The 18,738-nt window shown below is 73.3% G+C and carries 20 protein-coding genes; 10 read left to right on the top strand and 10 right to left on the bottom strand.

What is annotated here, in order from left to right:
• Positions 1–48: 48 nt before the first annotated feature.
• The 3 genes from J0911_RS14795 to J0911_RS14785 all read right to left on the bottom strand — a co-directional run bounded on the left by J0911_RS14795 (position 49) and on the right by J0911_RS14785 (position 3,817).
• Positions 49–798: a GOLPH3/VPS74 family protein gene (locus J0911_RS14795; protein ID WP_207276223.1), complete on the bottom strand. Its 750-nt coding sequence runs from the start codon at positions 796–798 to the stop codon at positions 49–51.
• Positions 799–975: 177 nt separating this feature from the next.
• Complete coding sequence (locus tag J0911_RS21175) at positions 976–2,601, bottom strand: RyR domain-containing protein (protein ID WP_207276221.1); 1,626 nt, start codon at positions 2,599–2,601, stop codon at positions 976–978.
• A gap of 151 nt (positions 2,602–2,752) precedes the next feature.
• The gene (locus tag J0911_RS14785; RefSeq protein ID WP_207276220.1) at positions 2,753–3,817 is read right to left on the bottom strand and encodes a sigma-70 family RNA polymerase sigma factor; all 1,065 of its coding nucleotides are present in this window, start codon (positions 3,815–3,817) and stop codon (positions 2,753–2,755) included.
• A gap of 216 nt (positions 3,818–4,033) precedes the next feature.
• On the opposite strand from J0911_RS14785, the gene J0911_RS14780 reads away from it, so the two are divergent.
• The gene (locus J0911_RS14780) at positions 4,034–4,381 is read left to right on the top strand and encodes a hypothetical protein (RefSeq protein ID WP_207276218.1); all 348 of its coding nucleotides are present in this window, start codon (positions 4,034–4,036) and stop codon (positions 4,379–4,381) included.
• A 127-nt stretch (positions 4,382–4,508) separates the two neighbouring features.
• A complete protein-coding gene (locus tag J0911_RS14775) occupies positions 4,509–5,996 on the top strand; it encodes a flavin-containing monooxygenase (RefSeq protein ID WP_207276217.1) in 1,488 nt (495 codons plus the stop codon).
• Positions 5,997–6,011: 15 nt separating this feature from the next.
• Here the strand turns inward: J0911_RS14775 and J0911_RS14770 are convergent, their stop codons facing one another.
• On the bottom strand, positions 6,012–6,527 hold the full coding sequence (locus J0911_RS14770; protein WP_207276216.1) for a mycothiol transferase: 516 nt from the start codon (positions 6,525–6,527) through the stop codon (positions 6,012–6,014).
• Between the two features lie 191 nt (positions 6,528–6,718).
• On the opposite strand from J0911_RS14770, the gene J0911_RS14765 reads away from it, so the two are divergent.
• Complete coding sequence (locus J0911_RS14765) at positions 6,719–6,853, top strand: hypothetical protein (protein ID WP_372434884.1); 135 nt, start codon at positions 6,719–6,721, stop codon at positions 6,851–6,853.
• A 36-nt stretch (positions 6,854–6,889) separates the two neighbouring features.
• Here J0911_RS14765 and J0911_RS14760 read toward each other — a convergent pair whose 3' ends face one another.
• The gene (locus tag J0911_RS14760; RefSeq protein WP_207276214.1) at positions 6,890–7,849 is read right to left on the bottom strand and encodes an EamA family transporter; all 960 of its coding nucleotides are present in this window, start codon (positions 7,847–7,849) and stop codon (positions 6,890–6,892) included.
• Positions 7,850–7,920: 71 nt separating this feature from the next.
• Here J0911_RS14760 and J0911_RS14755 point away from each other — a divergent pair, with 71 nt between their 5' ends.
• The gene (locus J0911_RS14755; RefSeq protein ID WP_207276212.1) at positions 7,921–8,925 is read left to right on the top strand and encodes a LysR family transcriptional regulator; all 1,005 of its coding nucleotides are present in this window, start codon (positions 7,921–7,923) and stop codon (positions 8,923–8,925) included.
• A gap of 37 nt (positions 8,926–8,962) precedes the next feature.
• Here J0911_RS14755 and J0911_RS14750 read toward each other — a convergent pair whose 3' ends face one another.
• On the bottom strand, positions 8,963–10,072 hold the full coding sequence (locus J0911_RS14750; protein ID WP_207276211.1) for a winged helix DNA-binding domain-containing protein: 1,110 nt from the start codon (positions 10,070–10,072) through the stop codon (positions 8,963–8,965).
• 244 nt (positions 10,073–10,316) lie between these two features.
• On the opposite strand from J0911_RS14750, the gene J0911_RS14745 reads away from it, so the two are divergent.
• A complete protein-coding gene (locus tag J0911_RS14745) occupies positions 10,317–12,218 on the top strand; it encodes an ABC transporter ATP-binding protein (protein ID WP_242636831.1) in 1,902 nt (633 codons plus the stop codon).
• Positions 12,219–12,224: 6 nt separating this feature from the next.
• Here the strand turns inward: J0911_RS14745 and J0911_RS14740 are convergent, their stop codons facing one another.
• Positions 12,225–12,938: a DUF1684 domain-containing protein gene (locus J0911_RS14740; protein ID WP_207276209.1), complete on the bottom strand. Its 714-nt coding sequence runs from the start codon at positions 12,936–12,938 to the stop codon at positions 12,225–12,227.
• Positions 12,939–13,052: 114 nt separating this feature from the next.
• Here J0911_RS14740 and J0911_RS14735 point away from each other — a divergent pair, with 114 nt between their 5' ends.
• The gene (locus tag J0911_RS14735) at positions 13,053–13,721 is read left to right on the top strand and encodes a maleylpyruvate isomerase family mycothiol-dependent enzyme (RefSeq protein ID WP_207276207.1); all 669 of its coding nucleotides are present in this window, start codon (positions 13,053–13,055) and stop codon (positions 13,719–13,721) included.
• A gap of 48 nt (positions 13,722–13,769) precedes the next feature.
• On the opposite strand, the gene J0911_RS14730 is transcribed toward J0911_RS14735, so the two are convergent.
• Complete coding sequence (locus J0911_RS14730; protein ID WP_207276206.1) at positions 13,770–14,600, bottom strand: helix-turn-helix domain-containing protein; 831 nt, start codon at positions 14,598–14,600, stop codon at positions 13,770–13,772.
• Positions 14,601–14,702: 102 nt separating this feature from the next.
• Between J0911_RS14730 and J0911_RS14725 the strand changes: the two genes are divergently transcribed.
• Together J0911_RS14725 and J0911_RS14720 are read left to right on the top strand one after the other, a co-directional pair.
• Positions 14,703–15,428: an SDR family oxidoreductase gene (locus J0911_RS14725; RefSeq protein ID WP_207276205.1), complete on the top strand. Its 726-nt coding sequence runs from the start codon at positions 14,703–14,705 to the stop codon at positions 15,426–15,428.
• Positions 15,429–15,553: 125 nt separating this feature from the next.
• Positions 15,554–15,928 carry a nuclear transport factor 2 family protein gene (locus tag J0911_RS14720; protein ID WP_207276204.1) on the top strand — a complete coding sequence of 125 codons (375 nt, stop codon included), beginning with the start codon at positions 15,554–15,556 and terminating at the stop codon, positions 15,926–15,928.
• Here J0911_RS14720 and J0911_RS14715 read toward each other — a convergent pair.
• Positions 15,918–16,448: a TetR/AcrR family transcriptional regulator gene (locus J0911_RS14715; protein WP_207276203.1), complete on the bottom strand. Its 531-nt coding sequence runs from the start codon at positions 16,446–16,448 to the stop codon at positions 15,918–15,920. The genes J0911_RS14720 and J0911_RS14715 overlap by 11 nt on opposite strands.
• A gap of 46 nt (positions 16,449–16,494) precedes the next feature.
• Here J0911_RS14715 and J0911_RS14710 point away from each other — a divergent pair, with 46 nt between their 5' ends.
• Together J0911_RS14710 and J0911_RS14705 are read left to right on the top strand one after the other, a co-directional pair.
• Positions 16,495–16,986: a DoxX-related protein gene (locus tag J0911_RS14710; RefSeq protein WP_207276201.1), complete on the top strand. Its 492-nt coding sequence runs from the start codon at positions 16,495–16,497 to the stop codon at positions 16,984–16,986.
• 76 nt (positions 16,987–17,062) lie between these two features.
• Positions 17,063–17,911 (top strand): SDR family oxidoreductase, encoded by an 849-nt coding sequence (locus tag J0911_RS14705; protein WP_207276200.1) that lies wholly within the window; start codon positions 17,063–17,065, stop codon positions 17,909–17,911.
• Positions 17,912–18,003: 92 nt separating this feature from the next.
• Here the strand turns inward: J0911_RS14705 and J0911_RS14700 are convergent, their stop codons facing one another.
• Positions 18,004–18,687: a hypothetical protein gene (locus tag J0911_RS14700; protein WP_207276199.1), complete on the bottom strand. Its 684-nt coding sequence runs from the start codon at positions 18,685–18,687 to the stop codon at positions 18,004–18,006.
• Between the last annotated feature and the right edge of the window lie 51 nt (positions 18,688–18,738).

Raw genomic sequence — 18,738 nt, 5'->3', positions numbered from 1 at the left:
CGGCCGGGCCCGGAGATCCCGGTGCCCGGCCGTTCCCGTTCGCGTGGATCAGGACTGCGAGGCGGCCTCGGCCGGCTCGGCCGACCCCTCGTTCTCCTTCGCGGCGGCGATGATCAGCGCCGCGGCGACCGCGCCCACGGCCGCGACGGCGGCGACCGAGGCGGCGATGGCGACCTGGGCGGCGACGCTCGCCGCGCCCCACTCGCTGCCGGCGATCTCCTCGGCACGCTCCTCGGCCGCCTTCCGGTCCTCCTTGCCCACCACGTTGCCGACCAGGCCCGAGCCGTGCAGCAGGGAGATCAGCGTCGCGGTGCGCTCGTCGGGCTCGGCGCCCTCGACGAGCACCTTCTTGAGGGTCGCGCGGAGCGTGTTCTCGTGGGTCGAGTCCGCGGCGGGCCAGCGCGTCTGCGGGAGCATACGGAAGAGCTTGGTCTCCTCCTTCTCCAGGATCCCACGCTCGACCAGCCCGGCAAGAAGGTTGTCCTCGGCGTTCTCGGCGATCCGCTCGACCACCTTGTGCGCGCGGCGCTCCTCGCCCTTGGCGGCCTCGAGAGCGGCGTCAAGGGCGAGATTGCCCGTGGGGTCGGGGTTGGTGATGAGGATCTTGGCCTCGGCGGCCGCCTTGCGCTCCTCCTTGGTGGCGCCGGCCTCGGGCCCGCCCTGGGTGAGGATCCTGTTGGCGTTCGCGAGGTCGGCCAGCAGGGCACCGGCGAGGCGGGCGTTCAGGTTGTCGACATTGGCGGTCTTGCCGGACTCGTCGTCGACGGCAAGCAGCAGCAGGTCTTCGGCAATCAGCATGGCCGCACCATATCTCGATTAAGCGGGATAACGGCGATTCGCGCACCAGGCGACCCGAGGGCGCCCGCCGCGGCCGGGGCGGCGATGTCGCCGTCGGCCACCGGTTCGACCGTCCCGGCCGCGGCACAGGACTGGTGCGAGCTCTCCGTCCGGGACTCGCCCAGGCCCGGGACGTGCTCAGGCGTCGTAGAAGACGAGCTCCAGCCCGAACTCGGCGAGGATCTCGGGAAGGTTGCGGATCAGGTCCCGGTCCTTCTCCTTCTCGGGTTCGGGGAGCTCCTCCCACGACACCCCGATCATGGGGTGCAGCCGCTTCGCGTCGTCGCGAACCGGGCCGTGCCGCCAGCCCAGTTCGATCCGTACCGCTTCCCACAGGTCGTGCTCGGCCCTGGCGAGCCGGTCCAGCATCGGTCCCGAGATCGTGACGTCGGTGCCGCCGTCGCGCGGCGCGATCGTGCCGCCGACGCGAGCCAGCCGGTCCGGCAGCCCGACGACCCAGCGACGGTTCGACTCGCGCAGGTCGTCGCTCAGGTCCTCCCACCGGCGCATCGCGGGTGCGCTCGCCCACGCCACGCCGCGCTCGAGCTGGTTGCGCAGGTAGACATGGTGCACCGCGCGTGCCAGGCGCTCGTACACGTCGTCGTGGACCCGCGGCTCGGGATGGCGGGTGTGCGCGAGCAGGTCGTGCACCACGACGGTGCGCAGACGGCCGTCCAGGTCGTCCAGGACGCGCGTCCCGTCGCCGTCGAACACGCTCGCGAGGCCGGACAACCGGTCCAGCACCAGCACCAGCGACCCGGGCGCGCCGTGCCAGAGCGCCGGGTTGGTGAGGGTCGTGAGGAGCGCGGCGTCCTCGTCGTCGGGGCAGACGTAGACGCGGTCGAGCGCGGTCGAGTCCGGGAGGCTGGTCATGGCCCGCAGGTCGCAGGCGTCGGTGACGGCGCCCCAGCGCCTGGCCAGTTCGGTGGCGACCTCGGGCGCGTCGTCGGCGACGAGCAGGATCCTCAGGCGGTTGCGCACGCCGGAGACGAGTTCCCACTCCGCGGCCAGCGCCACGACCAGGGCACGGGCGAGGTCGCCCGACCCGATGACCGCCACGGCGGTCGCCGCGGCGAGGGCCTCTGCCTCGCGTGCGGCGAGGCTCTGCGCCGCGAGGACGTCGAGCGTGAAGAAGTCGACGCCGGTGGTGGCGCACGCGAGATGGCGTGCCTGCAGGGCGACGGCCAGGTCCGGGTCGCCGACGTGCGCGTACAGCCGCTGCGGCCCACGGCCGCGCTCGCGCACCGTGTTGGCGACGTCGGTGACGGTCAGCACGTTGACGCTCGGGTTGTCCGAGTCGTCCGAGCAGGCGTACAGGACGGCCGCGCCGCGCAGGCCGGCGTCGTCCAGGTCGTCCTGGTCGGTCGCGCGCAGGACGGTGTGGCCCCCGGTCCGCAGGGCGTCGGCGACGGCCTCGGCGGCGTCGGTCCGTCCGACGACGATCGCGTGGTCCTTCGTCCGCCGCTCCCGCATCCGCCGCAGCCGCTCGGCGAACAGTGCGCGGACGGCCTCGACGATCGCCCAGACCGCTGCCGCCGGGGCGACGAACCGGGCGGCCTGGAGCTGCCAGGACAGGGCGCCGCCGTCGCTCGCTGGATCGGAGCCCAGGACGAAGAGCTGGAGGTCGTAGTAGAAGACGTCGAGCCAGGTGCGGCCCGGTAGGTCGGCCGTGTCGAGCGCGAGGCCCCAGCCTCCGAGGGCGAGCGAGGCGGCGACCAGGCCGACGAAACCGATCCGGGTCCAGGGCAGGCGGGCGCGCGTCACGGAGGCACGCTACCCCAATGTCCCACTATGTCAGGAGCAATCATCGCCGTCGCGCCGTGAGGACGCACGAGTCGACACGGGGCGCTCCCGCCCGAAGGGGTTTTCGATCCGTGCTCCCGCGGCGGCCTGCGGCCGCGGTCAGTGTCCGCGGTCAGTGTCCGCGACGCGCCTGCCGCAGGTGTGCCGCGAGGCGGTCCAGATCGGCGAGCCGGCCCAGGTGGCCCAGCTTGGCCGGGTTCACCACGCCGTGGGCCGCGACGATCCGCAGGGCGCCGTCGGGCGTGGTGCCGATCTCGAAGGACAACGTGCCGAGCACGCCGCCGCCCAGGCTGTCGTCGGCGACGATGACCAGCCCGGGGGCGCCGTTGATCTCCTCGGGCACGTAGTGCGCCAGCCCCGACAGGCCGCGGCGGGAGAATCCGGACAGCAGCTTCGCGACGCGGTCCCGGCCTGCCATCGGCTTGGTGATGGCGAAGCCGGGCGGGACGTTGCCGCCACCGTCGCCGGTGAAGACGACGTCGTCGGAGAGGACACCGATGAACGCCTCGACCTCGCCGTCCTCGACGGCGGCGAGGAAGCGGCTCACGAGCCGGTTCGCCTCCTCACGGCTCCGGCGCCCGGGGGTGTGCCCCAGCGCCTCGGCTCGCTTCGCCTCGATCCGGCGCCGGGCCCGGGAGGCGAGCTGACGGGCCGAGACCGCGCTCGTCCCGATGATCTCGGCGGCCTCGGCGTGCGGGTAGCCGAGCACGTCGTGCAGCAGGAACGCCGCCCGCTCGGCCGGGGTAAGCGTCTCGAGCACGACGAGGAACGCGGTGGAGAGGTCGTCGGCGAGCTCGGCGTGCGCGGCCGCGTCGGGTGGGGCGGCGCTGTGCGCGACGGCGGGGCTCTCGTGGCCCGGCCACCGGGTCGCCGTGCCGGAGACGAGCGGTTCCGGCAGCCAGGGGCCCACGTAGGTCTCGCGCCGGGCGCGTGCCGAGCGCAGCACGTTGATCGACAGCCGCGTGGTGACCGTCGTGACGAACGCGTCGGGATTGCGGACGCCGTCCGGGCGGTCGGCCTGCTGTGCGACCTTGAGCAGTGCCTCCTGCACCACGTCCTCGGCCTCGGCGACGCTTCCCAGCATGCGGTAGGCCACCGCGAACGAGAGCGGCCGGAGCCGGTCGAGGGCGTCGTCGTCGATCGTGGTCCCGCCGGTCCCGGGCGTGTCGTGGGTCATGAGGCCATCCTCTCGCCGACGACCGTGGTGCGGGCGCGCGTCGTGTCCATACCCCTGCGACACGGCGGTTCGCCCGGATGTGACCGCAGACCTCGCGCCCCTCGGGGTGAGGGTGGTCACGAGGACGACCCTGCCGGCCGTGCGGCGCCGCCAGAGGTCCCGGTGGGTGCGGAATGCGCTGGTGGTGACGAGGGGGTCGCGGTTAGCGTCGCGGCCATGGTTCCTGAGGAGTGGATCGCGCACCGGCGGGAGGACGGCGAGCTGGTCGGCTGGATCCGGCCCGCCGGCGACGACTGGGTGGCGGTGTCGCTGCTCGGGTGGGACGTGTCGGACGCCGTCGGCTGGATCGAGGCGGAGGAGGCGCTGGAGGACCTCGGCCTGCGCTGGCTCGCGGAGGTCTGGACGCTGGAGCGTCCCGGTGGCCAACCGCTCCGGGTGCGGATCGTGGACCTGCGCCCGGGCAGGGTCGTCGTGCAGACGGACGACTTCGGCGCCGTCGACGCCTCCGTCGAGCGGTTCGTGCTCGACTGGCCGGCACCGCCGACCCTGCGGCTGCGGGCCTGACGCTCTGACGGGCATATCGCCCATATCGCTGCTCTGTCAATCACCGCCGTGGTCCCCGGCGTTCCGGCAAATGATTACGGTTCGATGCCTTACATCCGGAAGCGTCGACGAGATGGGGTGAGCGGACGTGCGGGTTGCGGTCGTGGGAGCGGGGTTCGCAGGGTTGGCGGTGCTGAAGATCCTGCGAGAGCTCGGACACGAGGTGGTCGTCTTCGAGAAGGCTCCGGACGTGGGCGGCGTGTGGAGCCGCACGCGCCGCTACTCGGGTCTGACGACGCAGAACAACAAGGACACCTACACGTTCTCGGACCACCCGATGCCCAAGGAGTACCCCGAGTGGCCGTCGGGTTCCCAGGTGCAGGCGTACCTCGAGGCCTACGTGCGCAAGTTCCGTCTCGCGTCCGGCCTGCGGCTGTCGACGGAGGTGGTGCGGACGGAGCTGACCGACGCCGAGGACGGCTGGCTTGTCACCGTCCGCCCCGCGGGAGGTTCCCTCAAGGCCCCGGAGCGGTTCGACCACCTCGTGGTCGCCAACGGGATCTTCTCCGACCCGGTGCTGCCGCAGTTCGAGGGGTACTCGGAGCTGGTCCGGCACGGTGGGCGCCTGCTGGCGCCGTCGCAGCTCAACGACATCTCCGAGGGCGCCGGCAAGCACGTCCTGGTGATCGGCTACGGGAAGTCGGCGTGTGACATCGCGACGTCGCTGGGGCCCGTCGCGGCGAGCACGCGCGTGATCGCCCGCCAGCTCCTGTGGAAGATGCCGAAGAAGATCGGACGGGTGCTCAACTTCAAGTACCTGTTGCTGACGCGGCTGGGCGAAGGGCTGTTCCGCTACATCGAGCCCGTCGGCATCGAGAACTTCCTGCACGGCCGAGGCCACTTCGTCACCCGCGCGATGGTCGGCTCGATCGCCGCGATCACGACCCGGCAGCTCAGGCTCCGCAAGCTCGGCCTGCTGCCGCACGGTGAGTTCACCGACATCGCCCGGCACACGGTCTCCCTCGTCAGCGACCAGTTCTTCGAGCAGATCGCCGGCGGGAGGATCGTCGTGCACCGCGACGCGTCGATCGAGCGGTTCGTCGTCAGGGACGGGCGGCCCTACGCGAAGCTCTCCGACGGGCGCGTCGTCCCGGCGGACCTCGTCGTGTGCGGGACGGGATGGCACCAGCGGGTGCCGTTCCTCGACGAGAAGATCCAGCGGCGGCTGCACGACGACGAGGGCAACTTCCACCTGTGGCGGCAGATCCTCCCGCACGACGTACCGCACCTGACCTTCAACGGGTACAACTCCTCCTACTTCAGCCCGCTGAGCGCCGAGGCCGGCGCGCTCTGGATCGGCGCCCACCTGGCGGGCAAGGTGCCGCTGCCGCCCGTGGAGGAGCGGCGGGAACTGGTGGAGACGCGGCTGCGCTGGACGGAGAAGCGCACGCAGGGGCGTCACGCGCGCGGTACCTGCGTGATCCCGTTCTCCATGCACAACGTCGACGAGACCCTCGACGACATCGACCTGAACGTCTCGCGGAGCGTGAAGGTCAAGCAGTGGCTCCTGCCGATCGACCCGTCGGAGTACCAGGGCGCGGTGGACCGGCTGAGGACGCGGCTCGCGACGGGGTGACCCGGCGCGTACCGGTCACTCTCGGCGGCGCAGCAGCAACCCGCGCAGCAGCAGGGCCTGGCCCGCGTGCTGGGCGTCGTCGTCGAACACGCTGACCAGGCGGACCCCGAGGGTGACCGGCGGGTCCCAGGAGGTGTCGACGACGCGGTCGAGGTCGGCGTCCGTGAGGGTGGCCACGTAGTCGGCGGTGCGTTCGTGGACGGCGTCGTGGTACCCGGTGAGCAGGTCGGGGGACCCGACCCGCACCGACGCCACCTCGTCCGCGCGGTGCCCGTAGCCGGTGTCGCCCACCGCGAGCGGGAGGCCGAAACGCTCGGCCCAGCCGTGGTGGGACCAGAGCTGGTCCGTGCCGGCGACGTCGGCGACGTGGTCGTCCTGGACCCGCGTGAGGTGCCAGACGAGCCAGGCCACCGAGTTCGCCTCGGCGTCGGCCCGCCATGCCAGCTCGTCCGCGGTCAGCCCGTCGACCGCGGCGTGCACCTCCTGGCGGATCCGGCCGAACGCGTCCACGAGCAGGTCCGCGCCGTTCATGTCCCTCTCCCTTCGTTGCCGGACGTCGTGCGGGGTCCACGATGCCACGCCGGAAAAGGACGGGCGTCCGGGCGCCTTCCCCGTTCCTCTCGCCGCGCGCGGTACCCGGGTGCACGGGATCGAGCTGAGCCGTGCCATGGCCCGCCGCATCGCCGGCAAGCCCGGTGCGGAGCGGATCCACGTCACGATCGGTGACATGGCCGGCGGAGCTGGACCTGATGGCCCGGATCGCCGGGATGCGGCTGGTCGAGCGCTGGGCGGACTGGGACCGCTCGCCGTTCACCGCCGACAGCCGCAAGCACGTCTCGGTCTGGCGCAAGGCCTGAGCCCGGCGGCAGGGCGGGGTGCGACGCACACCGGTGTCACGACCCGGGCGCGGCCGGTGCGGTCGGATGCACCGGCCGGCGACCACCCGCATGCCGGGCGGGCACTACTGGCTCGGGCCGCCGCCGCCCCGACCGGGAGCCCCACAGGACGCCGGCGATGACGAGCGCGGCGCCGGTCAGCTGCGGGACGCCGAGTTCCTCGCCCAGCAGGAGTGCGGACGCGCTGAGCCCCACGACCGGGACGAGCATGGAGAACGGTGCCACCATGCCGGCCGGGTGCCGGGCCATGAGCCACGTCCAGATCCCTGAGCCGAGGAGGGTCCCGATCACCACCGTGTAGGCCAGTCCCACGAGCGCGGGAACCAGTTCCGGCCCCGGGGTGAAGGAGCGCGCGATCACGGCGGGCCCTTCGACGGCCAGCGACAGCAGGGCCATCGGTACCGGCGGCACCACCGACATCCACAGCGTCACGTGCAGGGGATCGGGACGCTGAGACACCCCGGACATCGCCCGGGCGTTGGACACGTTGCCGATCGCCCAGCCGAACCCGCCGGCGATGACGAGGAGGAACGGCGCGAACGCCGCGGCCTGCGCCTGCTGCCAGCCGACGACGGCGAGCCCTGCCGTGGCCACGGCCAGCCCCGCGAGCTGCCTGCCGGACACCCGCTCCCGGAAGACCGTGGCGCCGAGGAGGACCGTGAACGGCGCCGAGGACTGCAGCACGAGGGAGGCCAGGCCGGTCGGGAAGCCGGCGGCCATGCCCCAGTAGAGGAACAGGAACTGGAGCGTGCCGAACCCGAGGCCGTAGCCGATCAGCCACCTCGCCGGAACCTGTGGGCGCGGTACCAGCAGGAGCGTCGGGATCGCGACGACCGCGAAACGAAGCGCGACCAGCATGAAGGGCGGGAACTGCTGGAGGGAGGCGTTGATCGCGATGAAGTTCAGCCCCCACATCAGGGCGACCGAGAACGCGAGCAGGCGGTGCGTGAGCGGCATGGCTCGAGTCTGGGCGCGCAGTGGTCTGTAGGACAAGTGAAAGCTGCTACATCTCTCTGTAGGCTGCCTTCATGAAGGACCGGAGTGACGGCCCCCGTGCCGCGAGCGACCGTGCGAGCGACCGTGCGAGCGACCGTGCGGGCGGCGAGGGCGGCCGGCCGCGGCGGATCGACCTGAGCCGGGTCGACCCCCGCCACCTGGAACTGCTGCGCGAACTCGCGGACCGCGGCTCGGTGACCGCCGTCGCGGCGGCGACGTTCCGTACGCCGTCGGCGGTGTCGCAACAGCTGCGCACGGCGCGGCGCGATCTCGGCGGCGTGCGCCTGGTCGAGGCCGACGGCAGGGGAGTGCGGCTGACGGAGGCGGGACGGCTTCTGGCAGAGGGAGGCCGGGATCTCGCGCGCACGGTCGCGCGGGTCCAGGCGAGCTGGGACGCGTACGTGGGCGCGCCGTCGGGAACCGTGACCGTGGCGACGCTGCCGAGCGCGGCGGCCATCCTCCTGCCCGGGGCGCTCGAACGGCTGGCCGGGACGGACGTCCTGCTGGAGTGCACCGACGTGGATGTGGCCGAGACGACGTACGCGGAGCTGGTGACGGACCACGACGTCGTGATCGGGCACAGCTTCACCTCACCCGTGCCCGACGGCGCCCGGCACCTGACCACGACGCCGCTGCTGCGCGAACCCCTGGACATCGCGATGCGGGCCGCGCACCCGTTGGCGGCGCTGCCGGAGGTCACGCCCGCCGACCTGGCACGGTGCGAGTGGTACGGCGTGCCCGCGGGTTACCCGTTCGACAGCCTGCGCCTCGCGGTCGAGACGGCGGCGGGCCTGCCGTTGACGGTCGTGCAACGCCTGCGTGACAACCGTCTCATCGAGGCGCTCGTCGCGGCGAGCGACCGGGTGGCGGTGCTGCCGCGGTACACGACGTCGGACCCGCGGCTCGTGCTGCGGCCGGTGGCGGGGATGGCCGCGGGCAGGCACATCGTGGCGATGGCACGCCCGGACCGCGCCGAGCGGCTGGCGGTCCGCACGGTCCTGGACGCGTTCCGCGCGGTGGGGCGGTCGGTCGGCTGAGGGCCCGGCCGATGGCCTCGTCCCGGCCGTCGTGCGGTCAGCCGTGCTCCCAGGCGGCGACCGCCCTCTCGACGGCCTCGCGGTCGCGGGCCCGGACACCGGCGATCAGCTCGAACGGTGACTCGCCCTTCTTGGGGGCGCGGCGCCACGTACCGATCAGACGTCCGTCGAGCAGCACCGCCGGGCGGAAGACGCCGTTCGTGAACGGGACGACCGTCCGCATCGCCTCCGGAGACGCCACGAGGCCGCGATCCTGGTAACCGAGCACGATCTCGTCGAACCCCGGTACGAGCGTGACCCCGGCTGCGTCCTTCGCCTGCTCGCCCGTGGCCTCGCGCAGAGCGTCGCCCGTCACGAGCATCCGTGTGCCGTCGACCTCGACCTCGTGCAGCACCGCGCCGTGCGCGGCCACGGGAGCCGTGGCGGGGACACGAGCGCCGAGGACGTCCGCGACCGCCTGCCGGACCGGTGTCTTCGGCAGGCCGAGCCACCAGGCGAGGTCGTCGGCGGTGGCAGGCCCGCGGGTCGCGACGTAGGCGCGGGCGATGCGGCGCAGCTCGTCGACGGGTTCCCCCGGCGGGGTGTCGGCGCGCGCGGCGACGATCAGCTGCTGCGTCCCCGCGAACGGCCCCCAGTGGAGCACGCCGTCGAGCGCGAGCAGCGAGACGAGGTGGTAACCCCGCTGCCCGTCCGTGGGCACCCCCTCCTGCCGCCACAGGTCGGTCAAGGTGGCGCGGGACACCGCGCCGTCGGCCAGCGCCTCCCGGGCCACCGCCGCGGCCCGGCGCACGACGTCGTCGCTCAGGCCCTCGTCCGCGCGGAGCTTGCGCGACGTGCGCCTCACGCGTTCGGCGGTCAGCGACATGAGCGCCGCGAGGTCGCGCGGCGTCGTGGCGAACAGCGTGCCCCGCTGGGTCCAGCCGCGCACGAGTTCACCCGCGTCGAACGCGGCGCGGACGTCGTCGAGCGTCGTGCCGGTGCGGGATCGCACCGCGACGGCTCGCAGCACGGACGGGAGATCCTGCCCTTGCAGCGCGACCATGCGCCGCACCACCTCGACCGGCGACAGGCCGCCGCGCGGCACCAGCCCCTGCGCGCGCAACCGGAGCCGCCGCGCGACATCGGGGGAGAGAGCCATGGAGGACATGACCGGAAGGCTACGCCGGGACTCCGACACGCACTCGGGAGCACGCCGCCCGGGCGGCGGCCGGCACTCACCGGGGTGGCGGGTGCGGCGGCTACGGGGGGGTCGGGCCGCCGCACCCTTACCCCTCACCTACGTGCGAGCCGCCGGAACCGTTGGGGTGCCGTGCGGTCGGCGAGCCCGAAGGTGCCGTGGGTGCCGTCCGGCCGGGGATGTCAGTGCCCGCGGTTAGCGTTACCGCGTGACCATGAACAACTCCTCGCGTGGCATGGGACAGGGCAGCACCATGCGCGCCTTCATGCGGGACCGGTCGGTGGCGCGGCACCGGCTCGGGCGCGGCACCGTCCGGCGCATCCTGGCGTTCGCCCGCCCCTACCGCACACAGCTCGTGGTCTTCACCGGCCTCCTCGTGCTCGACGCCGCCGCCGGCACCGCCGTCCCGTTGCTGTTCCGCTACCTCATCGACGACGGCATCGCCGACGGTGACAGGGGTCTCGTCCTGGCACTCGCCGGGGCCGCGGCCGGGCTCGCGCTCGTGAGCGCCGGGCTCGCCGTCGCGCAACGCTGGGTCTCCGCCCGCATCGGCGAGGGCCTCATCGTCGACCTGCGGACCGCGGTCTTCGACCACGTGCAACGCATGCCGCTCGCCTTCTTCGCGCGCACCCGCACCGGTGCGCTGGTCCAGCGACTCAACGGCGACGTGCTGGGCGCCCAGCAGGCGTTCACCTCCACCCTGCAGACCGTCGTGTCCAACGCGCTGACCGTCGTGTTCACGCTCGCCGCCATGTTCGCCATGTCGTGGCAGCTCACCCTGCTCGCCCTGCTGGTCACCCCGCTGTTCGTCCTGCCGGCCCGCTGGTTCGGACGCCGCCTCGCCGACTACACCCACCGCACCTACGAGCTCAGCGCGGACGTGGGCCAGCTGATGAACGAGCGCTTCAACGTCGCCGGCGCCCACCTCGCCAAGGTGTTCGGCGATCCGGCCCGCGAGTCCGCCGAGTACGCCCGTCCCGTCGAAGCCCTGCGCGAGATCGGTGTCCGCCGCGCCCTCCTGAGCACCTGGTTCCGCGTCGGCCTCACCACGACGGCGTCCCTCGCGATCGCCGTCGTCTACGGGCTCGGCGGTCTCCAGGCCATCGCCGGAACCCTCACCGTCGGCGTCGTCGTCGCCCTGGCGGCCTACCTGAACAGGCTGTACGGTCCCCTCACCGCCATGGCGAACGTCCAGGTGGACATCATGACCGCGCTCGTCAGCTTCGAACGGGTCCTCGAGGTCCTCGACCTCGAACCCACCGTCGCCGACGCCGACGACGCCACCGACCTGCGCGACGCCGTCGCCCGGCACGGCGCGAGCATCACCCTGGACACCGTCACCTTCCGGTACCCGAAGGCGGACGAGGTCGGGCTCGCCTCCCTCGAAGCCGTCGCCGCCCCGGCCCAGGAACCGACCTCGGACACCCTGCACGACCTCACCTTCACGGTCCCGGCCGGGGCCATGGTCGCGCTGGTCGGCCGCTCCGGCGCCGGCAAGACGACCACCGGCCACCTGGTCACGCGGATGTACGACCCGACCTCGGGAAGCGTGTCGATCGCCGGCCAGGACCTGCGCGATGTCACGCTCGCCTCCCTGCGCGCCACGGTCGGCGTCGTCTCCCAGGAGGCGCACCTGTTCCACGACACCGTGGCCGCGAACCTCCGTTACGCCCGCCCCGGCGCCACCGACGCGGAACTCGAACAGGCCATGCGCCGTGCCCGCATCCTGGACCTCGTCGAGCGTCTTCCCCAGGGCGCCGACACCGTCGTCGGAGACCGCGGCTACCGGCTCTCCGGTGGCGAGCGCCAGCGCCTCGCCATCGCGCGGCTCCTGCTCAAGGCGCCCGACGTCGTCATCCTCGACGAGGCCACCGCCCACCTCGACTCCGAATCGGAGGCCGCCGTCCAGGCCGCGCTCGACGAGGCGCTCGCCGGCCGGACGTCGCTGGTCATCGCGCACCGCCTCGCCACGGTCCGCGACGCCGACCTCGTGGTGGTGCTCGACGACGGACGCGTGGCCGAGCAGGGCACGCACGCCCAGCTCCTGGCGGCGGGAGGGCTGTACGCGGAGCTGTACCGGACGCAGTTCGCCACCCCGCCCGACGGGGCGGCCTGACCCCACTCAGACCGGCATGCGCTCACCCACGGGGACCGGCGCCGCGAGGGTGTTGCCGGCTCGGGCGAGCGGGCACGCCCACGCCGGGTCGTAGGCGCAGGACGGGTTGTACGCGAAGTTGAGGTCCAGCACCAGGCCGCCGTCGTCACCCTCGCCGAGCCACGCGCCCTTGATGGTGTCCACCAGGTAACGCCCGCCGCCGTACGTCCCGCCGGGTTTCCCGGCGAGCGCGTCCTTCACGGGGACGAACAGCCCGCCGCCGTACGAGGCGAGGCGCCACACGTCGAGCGATCCGGCGCCCGCCAGCTCTGCGACCCCGAGCAGCTCGAACGGCACGACGCCGTCGGTACCGGTCGGCACCTCGAGGCGGCGCGGCCCGCGGGCGGGAACGATCCGGGTCTCGAACCGCCACGCCGGGTCGTAGGGCGCCACGCGCAGCCCGGTGAACCGGTCCCGATCCGCCTCCAGGAGCGGCGACGCGGGATGCGTGGCGAACAGTTCGTCGCGCCGGGCGACCCAGGAGGCGTGCGCGCCGGCGGGATCGGCACGTGCCTGTGCCCGGACGTCGTCGTACAGGGCGAAGACACGGCGCCGCCAGTCGGCGACGGCCAGCGCCTGCGCGGGCCCGGCGCCGTCGGCTGTGTCCGCCGTGTCCGCCGCGTCCGCCGTGTCCGGCGCGTCCGGGGAGGATGCCGCGTCGCGCTCCACGTCCCGCCTCATCGGTTGCCGTTCTCGTACGAGGTCATGGGCCCACCGTAGGCGCGGACGCCGACACCGGACCCGGTGCGGAAGGACCCGGGCGGGGTGTCAGAGGGGCCCGGTACGGTGACCGCCATGGAACGAGGAACGCTCGAGGCGGTGGTCGGCGCGGAACGCCGGGCGCTCGCGGACGACCTGCGGTCGCTGACGGACACGGACTGGGCGCGGGAGTCGCTGTGCACCGGCTGGTCCGTCGAGGACGTCGTGGCGCACCTCGGGTCGGCGATGACGATCGGGACGATCGGCTGGATGCGAAGCATCCTGGGCGCGGGCCTGCGTCCCGCGGTGCACAACCGCAGGCAGCTGGAACGCTTTCGCGGCGCGACGCCGCAGGACACCGTGCACCGGTTCGCCGCCCTCGGCACGGCGGAGGGCGAACCGGTGCGTATGCCGACCCGGGATCCGGTTCCGTGGCTGGGGGAGATCGTCGTCCACGGTGAGGACGTGCGTCGCCCCCTCGGCATCGACCATGTCTACTCGCCGGAGGGTCTGATCCGTGTGGCGGAGTTCTTCGCGGGCCGCGACTACGCGGTCAACAGTCGCTCCCAGATCAAGAGGCTCCGTCTCCGGGCGACGGACGCGCGGTTCACGGCGAACGACGATCCCGGCCTGCCACTGGTGGAGGGCCCGCTGCTGGAGCTGGTCATGGTGATGGCCGGCCGCCGCGCCTACCTCGACGGACTGGCCGGCACCGGAGTTCCGGAGCTGAGCCGCCGCCTGGGGTCCGCGGCGGGTTCGGGGTGAGGGCGCCGCTGCGGCGCGTGGCGTGGAGGCGCCCCGGTGCGGGGCCGGTCAGCCCCGCTCGCGAGCCGTCACGGCGAGCGAGCCGAGCAGGGCGAGCGCCTCGCTGCTGGGAGAGCCGGGCTCGGCGTGGTAGACGACGAGCGCCTGGCCGGGGCTGGAGCGCACGTCGAACGTCTGCATCGTCAGCGTCAGCGGACCGACCGCACGATGGTCGAACCGCTTCTTCTCCAGGGACTTGCCGCGAACGTCGTGCGTCGTCCACCAGCGCGCGAACTCGGGGCTCCGGTCGAGCAGCTCGGTGAGCACCCGCTGGACCCGGGGGTCGTCGGGAGCCTCGCCGTACCCGAGCCGGAACCCCGCCACGGAGTTGCGGGCGACGTCGTCCCAGTCCACGTAGAACGTCCGCGCGGCGGGATCCGTGAACACGACATGCATCAGGTTGCGCGAGTGAGCCCAGTCGTGGAACAACGCGTCGCCGATCACGTTGGAGGCCAGCACGTCGTAGGCACGGTTGTAGACCACGGCGGGATTCCCGGGCCACGCGTCCATCAGCTGCAGCAGGCTTGGGTCGACACGTTCACGCGCGGCCGCCGCCCGGGCCCGGGGACCGAGACCGGCCAGCCGGAACAGGTGCCGGCGCCCGTCATCGTCCAGGCGCAGGGCCGCGGCAAGGGCGTCGGCCACCTGCGCCGACGGACTGCGCTCGCGGCCCTGTTCGAGCCGTACGTAGTAGTCGACGCTCACCCCCGCCAGCAGAGCGACCTCCTCACGCCGCAGTCCCGGCACCCGCCGGGGCCGCAGGGACGGGAGGTTCACCTCGTCCGGCCGGATCGCTGCGCGGCGGGCACGGAGGTACTCGCCGAACTCGGAGGAAGGCATACCCGCATCGTAGGTCGCGTCGGCGAGAACATCCTGGGTGCGTCACTCCCACGAGCGCGGCGGCCTGCCGCGGGCACGCCACGCCCGGCCATCGTGGTGGGCATGAACACCACGCAACCCAAGACCATCCTCGTCACCGGAGCCAGCAGCGGGATCGGTGAGGCCGTCGCCACGCACCTGGCACGGGCGGGCCACCACGTCGTCGCCGGTGCCCGGCGCCTCGACCGGCTCCGCTCGCTGGCCGAACGTACCGACGGCAAGCTTCACCCCCTCCGGCTCGACGTCACCGACCGTGACGACGTGGCCGATTTCGTGGCGGCCGCCGAGGACCTCACCGGCCGCGTCGACGTCATGGTCAACAACGCCGGCGTGATGCCGCTCTCCCGGCTCGACTCCCTGCTGGTGGACGAGTGGGACCGGATGCTCGACGTGAACGTCCGTGGGCTGCTGCACGGCATCGCCGCGGCTCTGCCACGCTTCACCGCGCAGGGGTCGGGCCACTTCGTCACGATCGCGAGCGTGGGCGCCCACGAGGTCGTACCGACCAGCGCCGTCTACTCGGGCACCAAGTACGCCCAGTGGGCGATCACCGAAGGTCTGCGGCAGGAGAGCGACTCCTCGATCCGGGTCACCACCGTCTCACCCGGCGTGGTCACCTCCGAGCTCGCCGACTCCATCACCGAGCCCGGCGCGGCGGAAGCCATGCGCACCTACCGCGCCCACGCCATCTCCCCGGACGCGATCGCGGGCGCGGTCGCCTTCGCCGTCGACCAGCCGTCCGACGTCGATGTCAACGAGATCGTCGTCCGCCCGGCCCGGCAACGCTGACACTCTCCCGCGGCGCCGTCGGACGGCGGCTCGCCCGGGCACGGCGGGCGCCGCGCCCGACCACGTGCCCGGGCGTGACCGGACGTGCCCGTGCGGGTCGGCGAGGTCGTTGTACGTTGGACGGCATGACCTCGATGTCCCTCGATGCACTCGTCGCTCTCGAACACCAGGGCTGGGACGCGCTCTGCGCCTCACGAGGCGGGACGTTCTACGGCGACCTGATGACCGCGGACGCCGTGATGGTCCTGCCGAACGGGGTCGTCATGGACCGGGACGCCATCGCCGCCGGCCTGGACGGCGCGCCGGCCTGGACGGCGTACACGCTGACCGACACCCGCCTCGTCGAAGCCGGTGACGACGCCGCCGCGCTCGTGTACCGCGCCAGCGCCGAGCGCGACGACCTGGAGGAACCGTTCGTCGCCCTGATGTCGAGCGTGTACCGGCTCGTCGACGGCGTACCCCGCCTCGCGCTCTACCAGCAGACGACGATCACCCACTGAGCTCCGACCGGCCCGCCACCGCGCGCCGCAGCACCGGCTCCGCCGCGCCGGCGACGTCGGGTCCGGAGATCGCACCCGAGAGCCACAGCGCGGCGAAGCCGTGCGCCACGGACCATGCCGCGCGCGCCGCTTCGGCGTCGGGCGTGAGATCCGCGAGGGCGGCCGACGCCTTCCTCTCGGCGGCGAGCAGGCCGGGGTCCTCCCGGTGCACGAGGCTGCGGTCGAACATCACCGCGAAGTGCCCGGGGTGGTCGACGGCGAACGTCACGTAGGCGACGCCGGACGCCAGGAGGTCGCCCCGGGCCTCGTCCAGGGCGGTGGCGAGCAGTGTGAAGCCCTCGGCCGCCAGAGCGGTGAGCACTCCCGCCTTGTCCCCGAAGTGATGCGCCGGCGCCGCGTGGCTCACCCCCGCGAGCCTGGCCAGGCCGCGCAGGCTCAGGCCCGCCGGCCCCCGTTCCGCGACCGCGGTCGCCGCCGCCGCGATCATGGCGCGGCGCAGGTCTCCGTGGTGGTAGTTCATCCGACTCCAATCTTTCCATTGACAAGATAGCACTTCGGATGATGGAGTGCCGTTCGAACTTGTCATCGTCAAGATCGGATCCGTCATGCCCGTCCCGCTGCCCGTCATCCTGCTCGTCGTCACGCTCGCCGCCCGTGCGGCCGGCATGGTGGTACCTGCCCTCGACTCATGGCACGACGCGCTCAGGATCGGCCTCGCCGCCGTCTACCTGCTGGCGGCCTCCGGGCGGGCCGTTCCCCGCGTGCGCCACGCCCTGGAGCGCATGGTCCCGCCCGGGCTGCCCCGTCCGGACCTGCTCGTCGCCGGCACGGGGATCCTCGAGGCGGCGGGTGCGATCGGTCTTCTCGTACCCGCGACGGCATCCGCAGCCGCCGTCTGCCTCGGGCTCCTCACTCTCGCGATGACGCCCGCCAACATCTCCGCGGCCCGGCGCGGCCTCGAACTCGGAGGGAAGCCCGTCACGCCCGTCGGCCGCCGCCTCGTGGAACAGGCGCTCTACGTGGGGGCGTGCGCCGCCGTCGTCTGGCTGCCGTACTGACCGGGCCGGCCCACGTCGGCGTCCGCCCCGCCCCGGCGGCGGTTGCGCCCGGACCCGTTGCCCGATGAGATCAGGTATGCCCACCAACGAGCACCCGAGCCTCGCGATCACCGGCGCCACCGGCCACGTCGGCGGAGCCGTCCTCCAGCGCCTGCGCCGCTCCGGGCTGCCGCTCCGCCTCGTGGTGCGCGACCCCGGCCGCGCGCCGGACGGGGCCGACGACGTGGTCGCGGCATCCTTCGGTGATCGCGAGGCCGCCACGGCGGCCCTGCGCGGGACCGACGTGCTGTTCATGGTCTCGGCGGCCGAGAGTGCGGACCGGCTCGACGAGCACCGGACGTTCATCGACGCCGCGGTGGCCGCGGGCGTGGGCCACGTGGTCTACACCTCGTTCCTGGGCGCGGCCGAGGACGCCACGTTCACGCTCGCCCGCACCCACTGGGCCACCGAGCAGCACCTGCGCGAGTCCGGCATGGCGTGGACGATCCTGCGCGACTCGTTCTATCTCGACGTCTTCCCGCTCTTCGCGGGCCAGGAGGGCGTCATCCGCGGCCCCGGCGGCGACGGGCGGGTGGGCGCCGTGGCGCGGGCCGACGTCGCGCGGTCCGCCGCCGTCGTCCTGGAGGACGCCGCCGCGCACGCCGGCCGCACCTACGACCTCACCGGGCCCGAGGCCCTCACGCTGGCCGAGATCGCCGGCGTCATCGCGCAGGCCACGGGCCGCAAGACGGTGTACGAGGAGGAGACCCTCGAGCAGGCGTACCGCTCCCGCGAGCCGTACGGCGTGCCGGACTGGCAGGTCGAGGCGTGGGTGTCGACGTACACGGCCATCGCCGCCGGCGAGCTGGACGTCGTGACCGACGACGTCGAACGCCTCACCGGCGCGCCGCCGATGCGCCTCGCGGACCTGCTCCGGGGGACCTGACCCCGTCACGAACGACGAGAAGGCGCGGAAGGCCACGGGCGACAGCCCGAGCGGCGTCACGGGCGCGACGGTGAGCGCCGTGTACAGGGGTGTCACGCCAGGGGGCGTGCGCCGGTGGACGCAACGGCCGCGGGCTCGGCAGGCCGGGTCGCGGCGGCGAGCAGGACGCAGCCGGCCGCGACGAGGACACCGTGCGCGACCCGGACCTCCGGCCCGCCGTAGAACTGGGGGAGGAGCAGCACCAGCCCGAGTGCCAGCGGGACGCCTGCCCAGCGCGCCCAGCCTCGATGCCCGCGCTCCGCGACGGCGAGGGCGACGGCGAGCAGTATGCCGGCCACCGCGAGCAGCAGCAGGCCGGCGCCGAACAGGGCCACGGCCCAGGGCTGCATGCGTAGCGTCTCGACGTCGGTCAGCATGCGCTCGAACTCGGCCGTGGGAAGTGCCGCCTCGGCGATGGTGCGGATGCCGAAGATCTCGGCGCCGAAGTAGAGCGACGAGAGCCCGGCGCCGAGCCACGCGGACACGAGCGCCCAGGTCGTCGTCGCGGTGCCGGCGGCCCCCGCGAGGACGGCGCGCAGGCCGAGAAGCGCCGGGGCGAGGAGGCCGAGCCCGAGGATCCCGCTCAGATGGGAGAGGACCCAGCGGTCCGACGCGAAGGCGACGGCGAGCTCGGCCGTGGCGGTGGCCTCGTCGGGCCACGGGCGCAGGACGGGGAACAGGAGGAAGGCGATGCCGGCCGCGACGAAGGCGGCCCGGGTGCGGTGGGTGGTGGTCATCTGGGGCTCCTCGGGCGAAAGCGGTTGGTCGGTCTCTTGTCGAGCGGTCGG

The organism is Myceligenerans salitolerans (assembly GCF_017349295.1).
Classification (GTDB): domain Bacteria; phylum Actinomycetota; class Actinomycetes; order Actinomycetales; family Cellulomonadaceae; genus Myceligenerans; species Myceligenerans salitolerans.
This window is presented reverse-complemented; position numbering and strand designations above follow the sequence as displayed.

Bases quoted from the DNA above. Each gene is read 5' to 3' on its own strand.
- J0911_RS14795 (WP_207276223.1), bottom strand. From the start codon at position 798: ATGCTGATTGCCGAAGACCTGCTGCTGCTTGCCGTCGACGACGAGTCC.
- J0911_RS14785 (WP_207276220.1), bottom strand. From the start codon at position 3,817: ATGACCCACGACACGCCCGGGACCGGCGGGACCACGATCGACGACGAC.
- J0911_RS14780 (WP_207276218.1), top strand. From the start codon at position 4,034: ATGGTTCCTGAGGAGTGGATCGCGCACCGGCGGGAGGACGGCGAGCTG.
- J0911_RS14770 (WP_207276216.1), bottom strand. From the start codon at position 6,527: ATGAACGGCGCGGACCTGCTCGTGGACGCGTTCGGCCGGATCCGCCAG.
- J0911_RS14760 (WP_207276214.1), bottom strand. From the start codon at position 7,849: ATGCCGCTCACGCACCGCCTGCTCGCGTTCTCGGTCGCCCTGATGTGG.
- J0911_RS14755 (WP_207276212.1), top strand. From the start codon at position 7,921: ATGAAGGACCGGAGTGACGGCCCCCGTGCCGCGAGCGACCGTGCGAGC.
- J0911_RS14750 (WP_207276211.1), bottom strand. From the start codon at position 10,072: ATGTCCTCCATGGCTCTCTCCCCCGATGTCGCGCGGCGGCTCCGGTTG.
- J0911_RS14745 (WP_242636831.1), top strand. From the start codon at position 10,317: ATGAACAACTCCTCGCGTGGCATGGGACAGGGCAGCACCATGCGCGCC.
- J0911_RS14740 (WP_207276209.1), bottom strand. From the start codon at position 12,938: ATGAGGCGGGACGTGGAGCGCGACGCGGCATCCTCCCCGGACGCGCCG.
- J0911_RS14735 (WP_207276207.1), top strand. From the start codon at position 13,053: ATGGAACGAGGAACGCTCGAGGCGGTGGTCGGCGCGGAACGCCGGGCG.
- J0911_RS14730 (WP_207276206.1), bottom strand. From the start codon at position 14,600: ATGCCTTCCTCCGAGTTCGGCGAGTACCTCCGTGCCCGCCGCGCAGCG.
- J0911_RS14725 (WP_207276205.1), top strand. From the start codon at position 14,703: ATGAACACCACGCAACCCAAGACCATCCTCGTCACCGGAGCCAGCAGC.
- J0911_RS14720 (WP_207276204.1), top strand. From the start codon at position 15,554: ATGACCTCGATGTCCCTCGATGCACTCGTCGCTCTCGAACACCAGGGC.
- J0911_RS14715 (WP_207276203.1), bottom strand. From the start codon at position 16,448: ATGAACTACCACCACGGAGACCTGCGCCGCGCCATGATCGCGGCGGCG.
- J0911_RS14705 (WP_207276200.1), top strand. From the start codon at position 17,063: ATGCCCACCAACGAGCACCCGAGCCTCGCGATCACCGGCGCCACCGGC.
- J0911_RS14700 (WP_207276199.1), bottom strand. From the start codon at position 18,687: ATGACCACCACCCACCGCACCCGGGCCGCCTTCGTCGCGGCCGGCATC.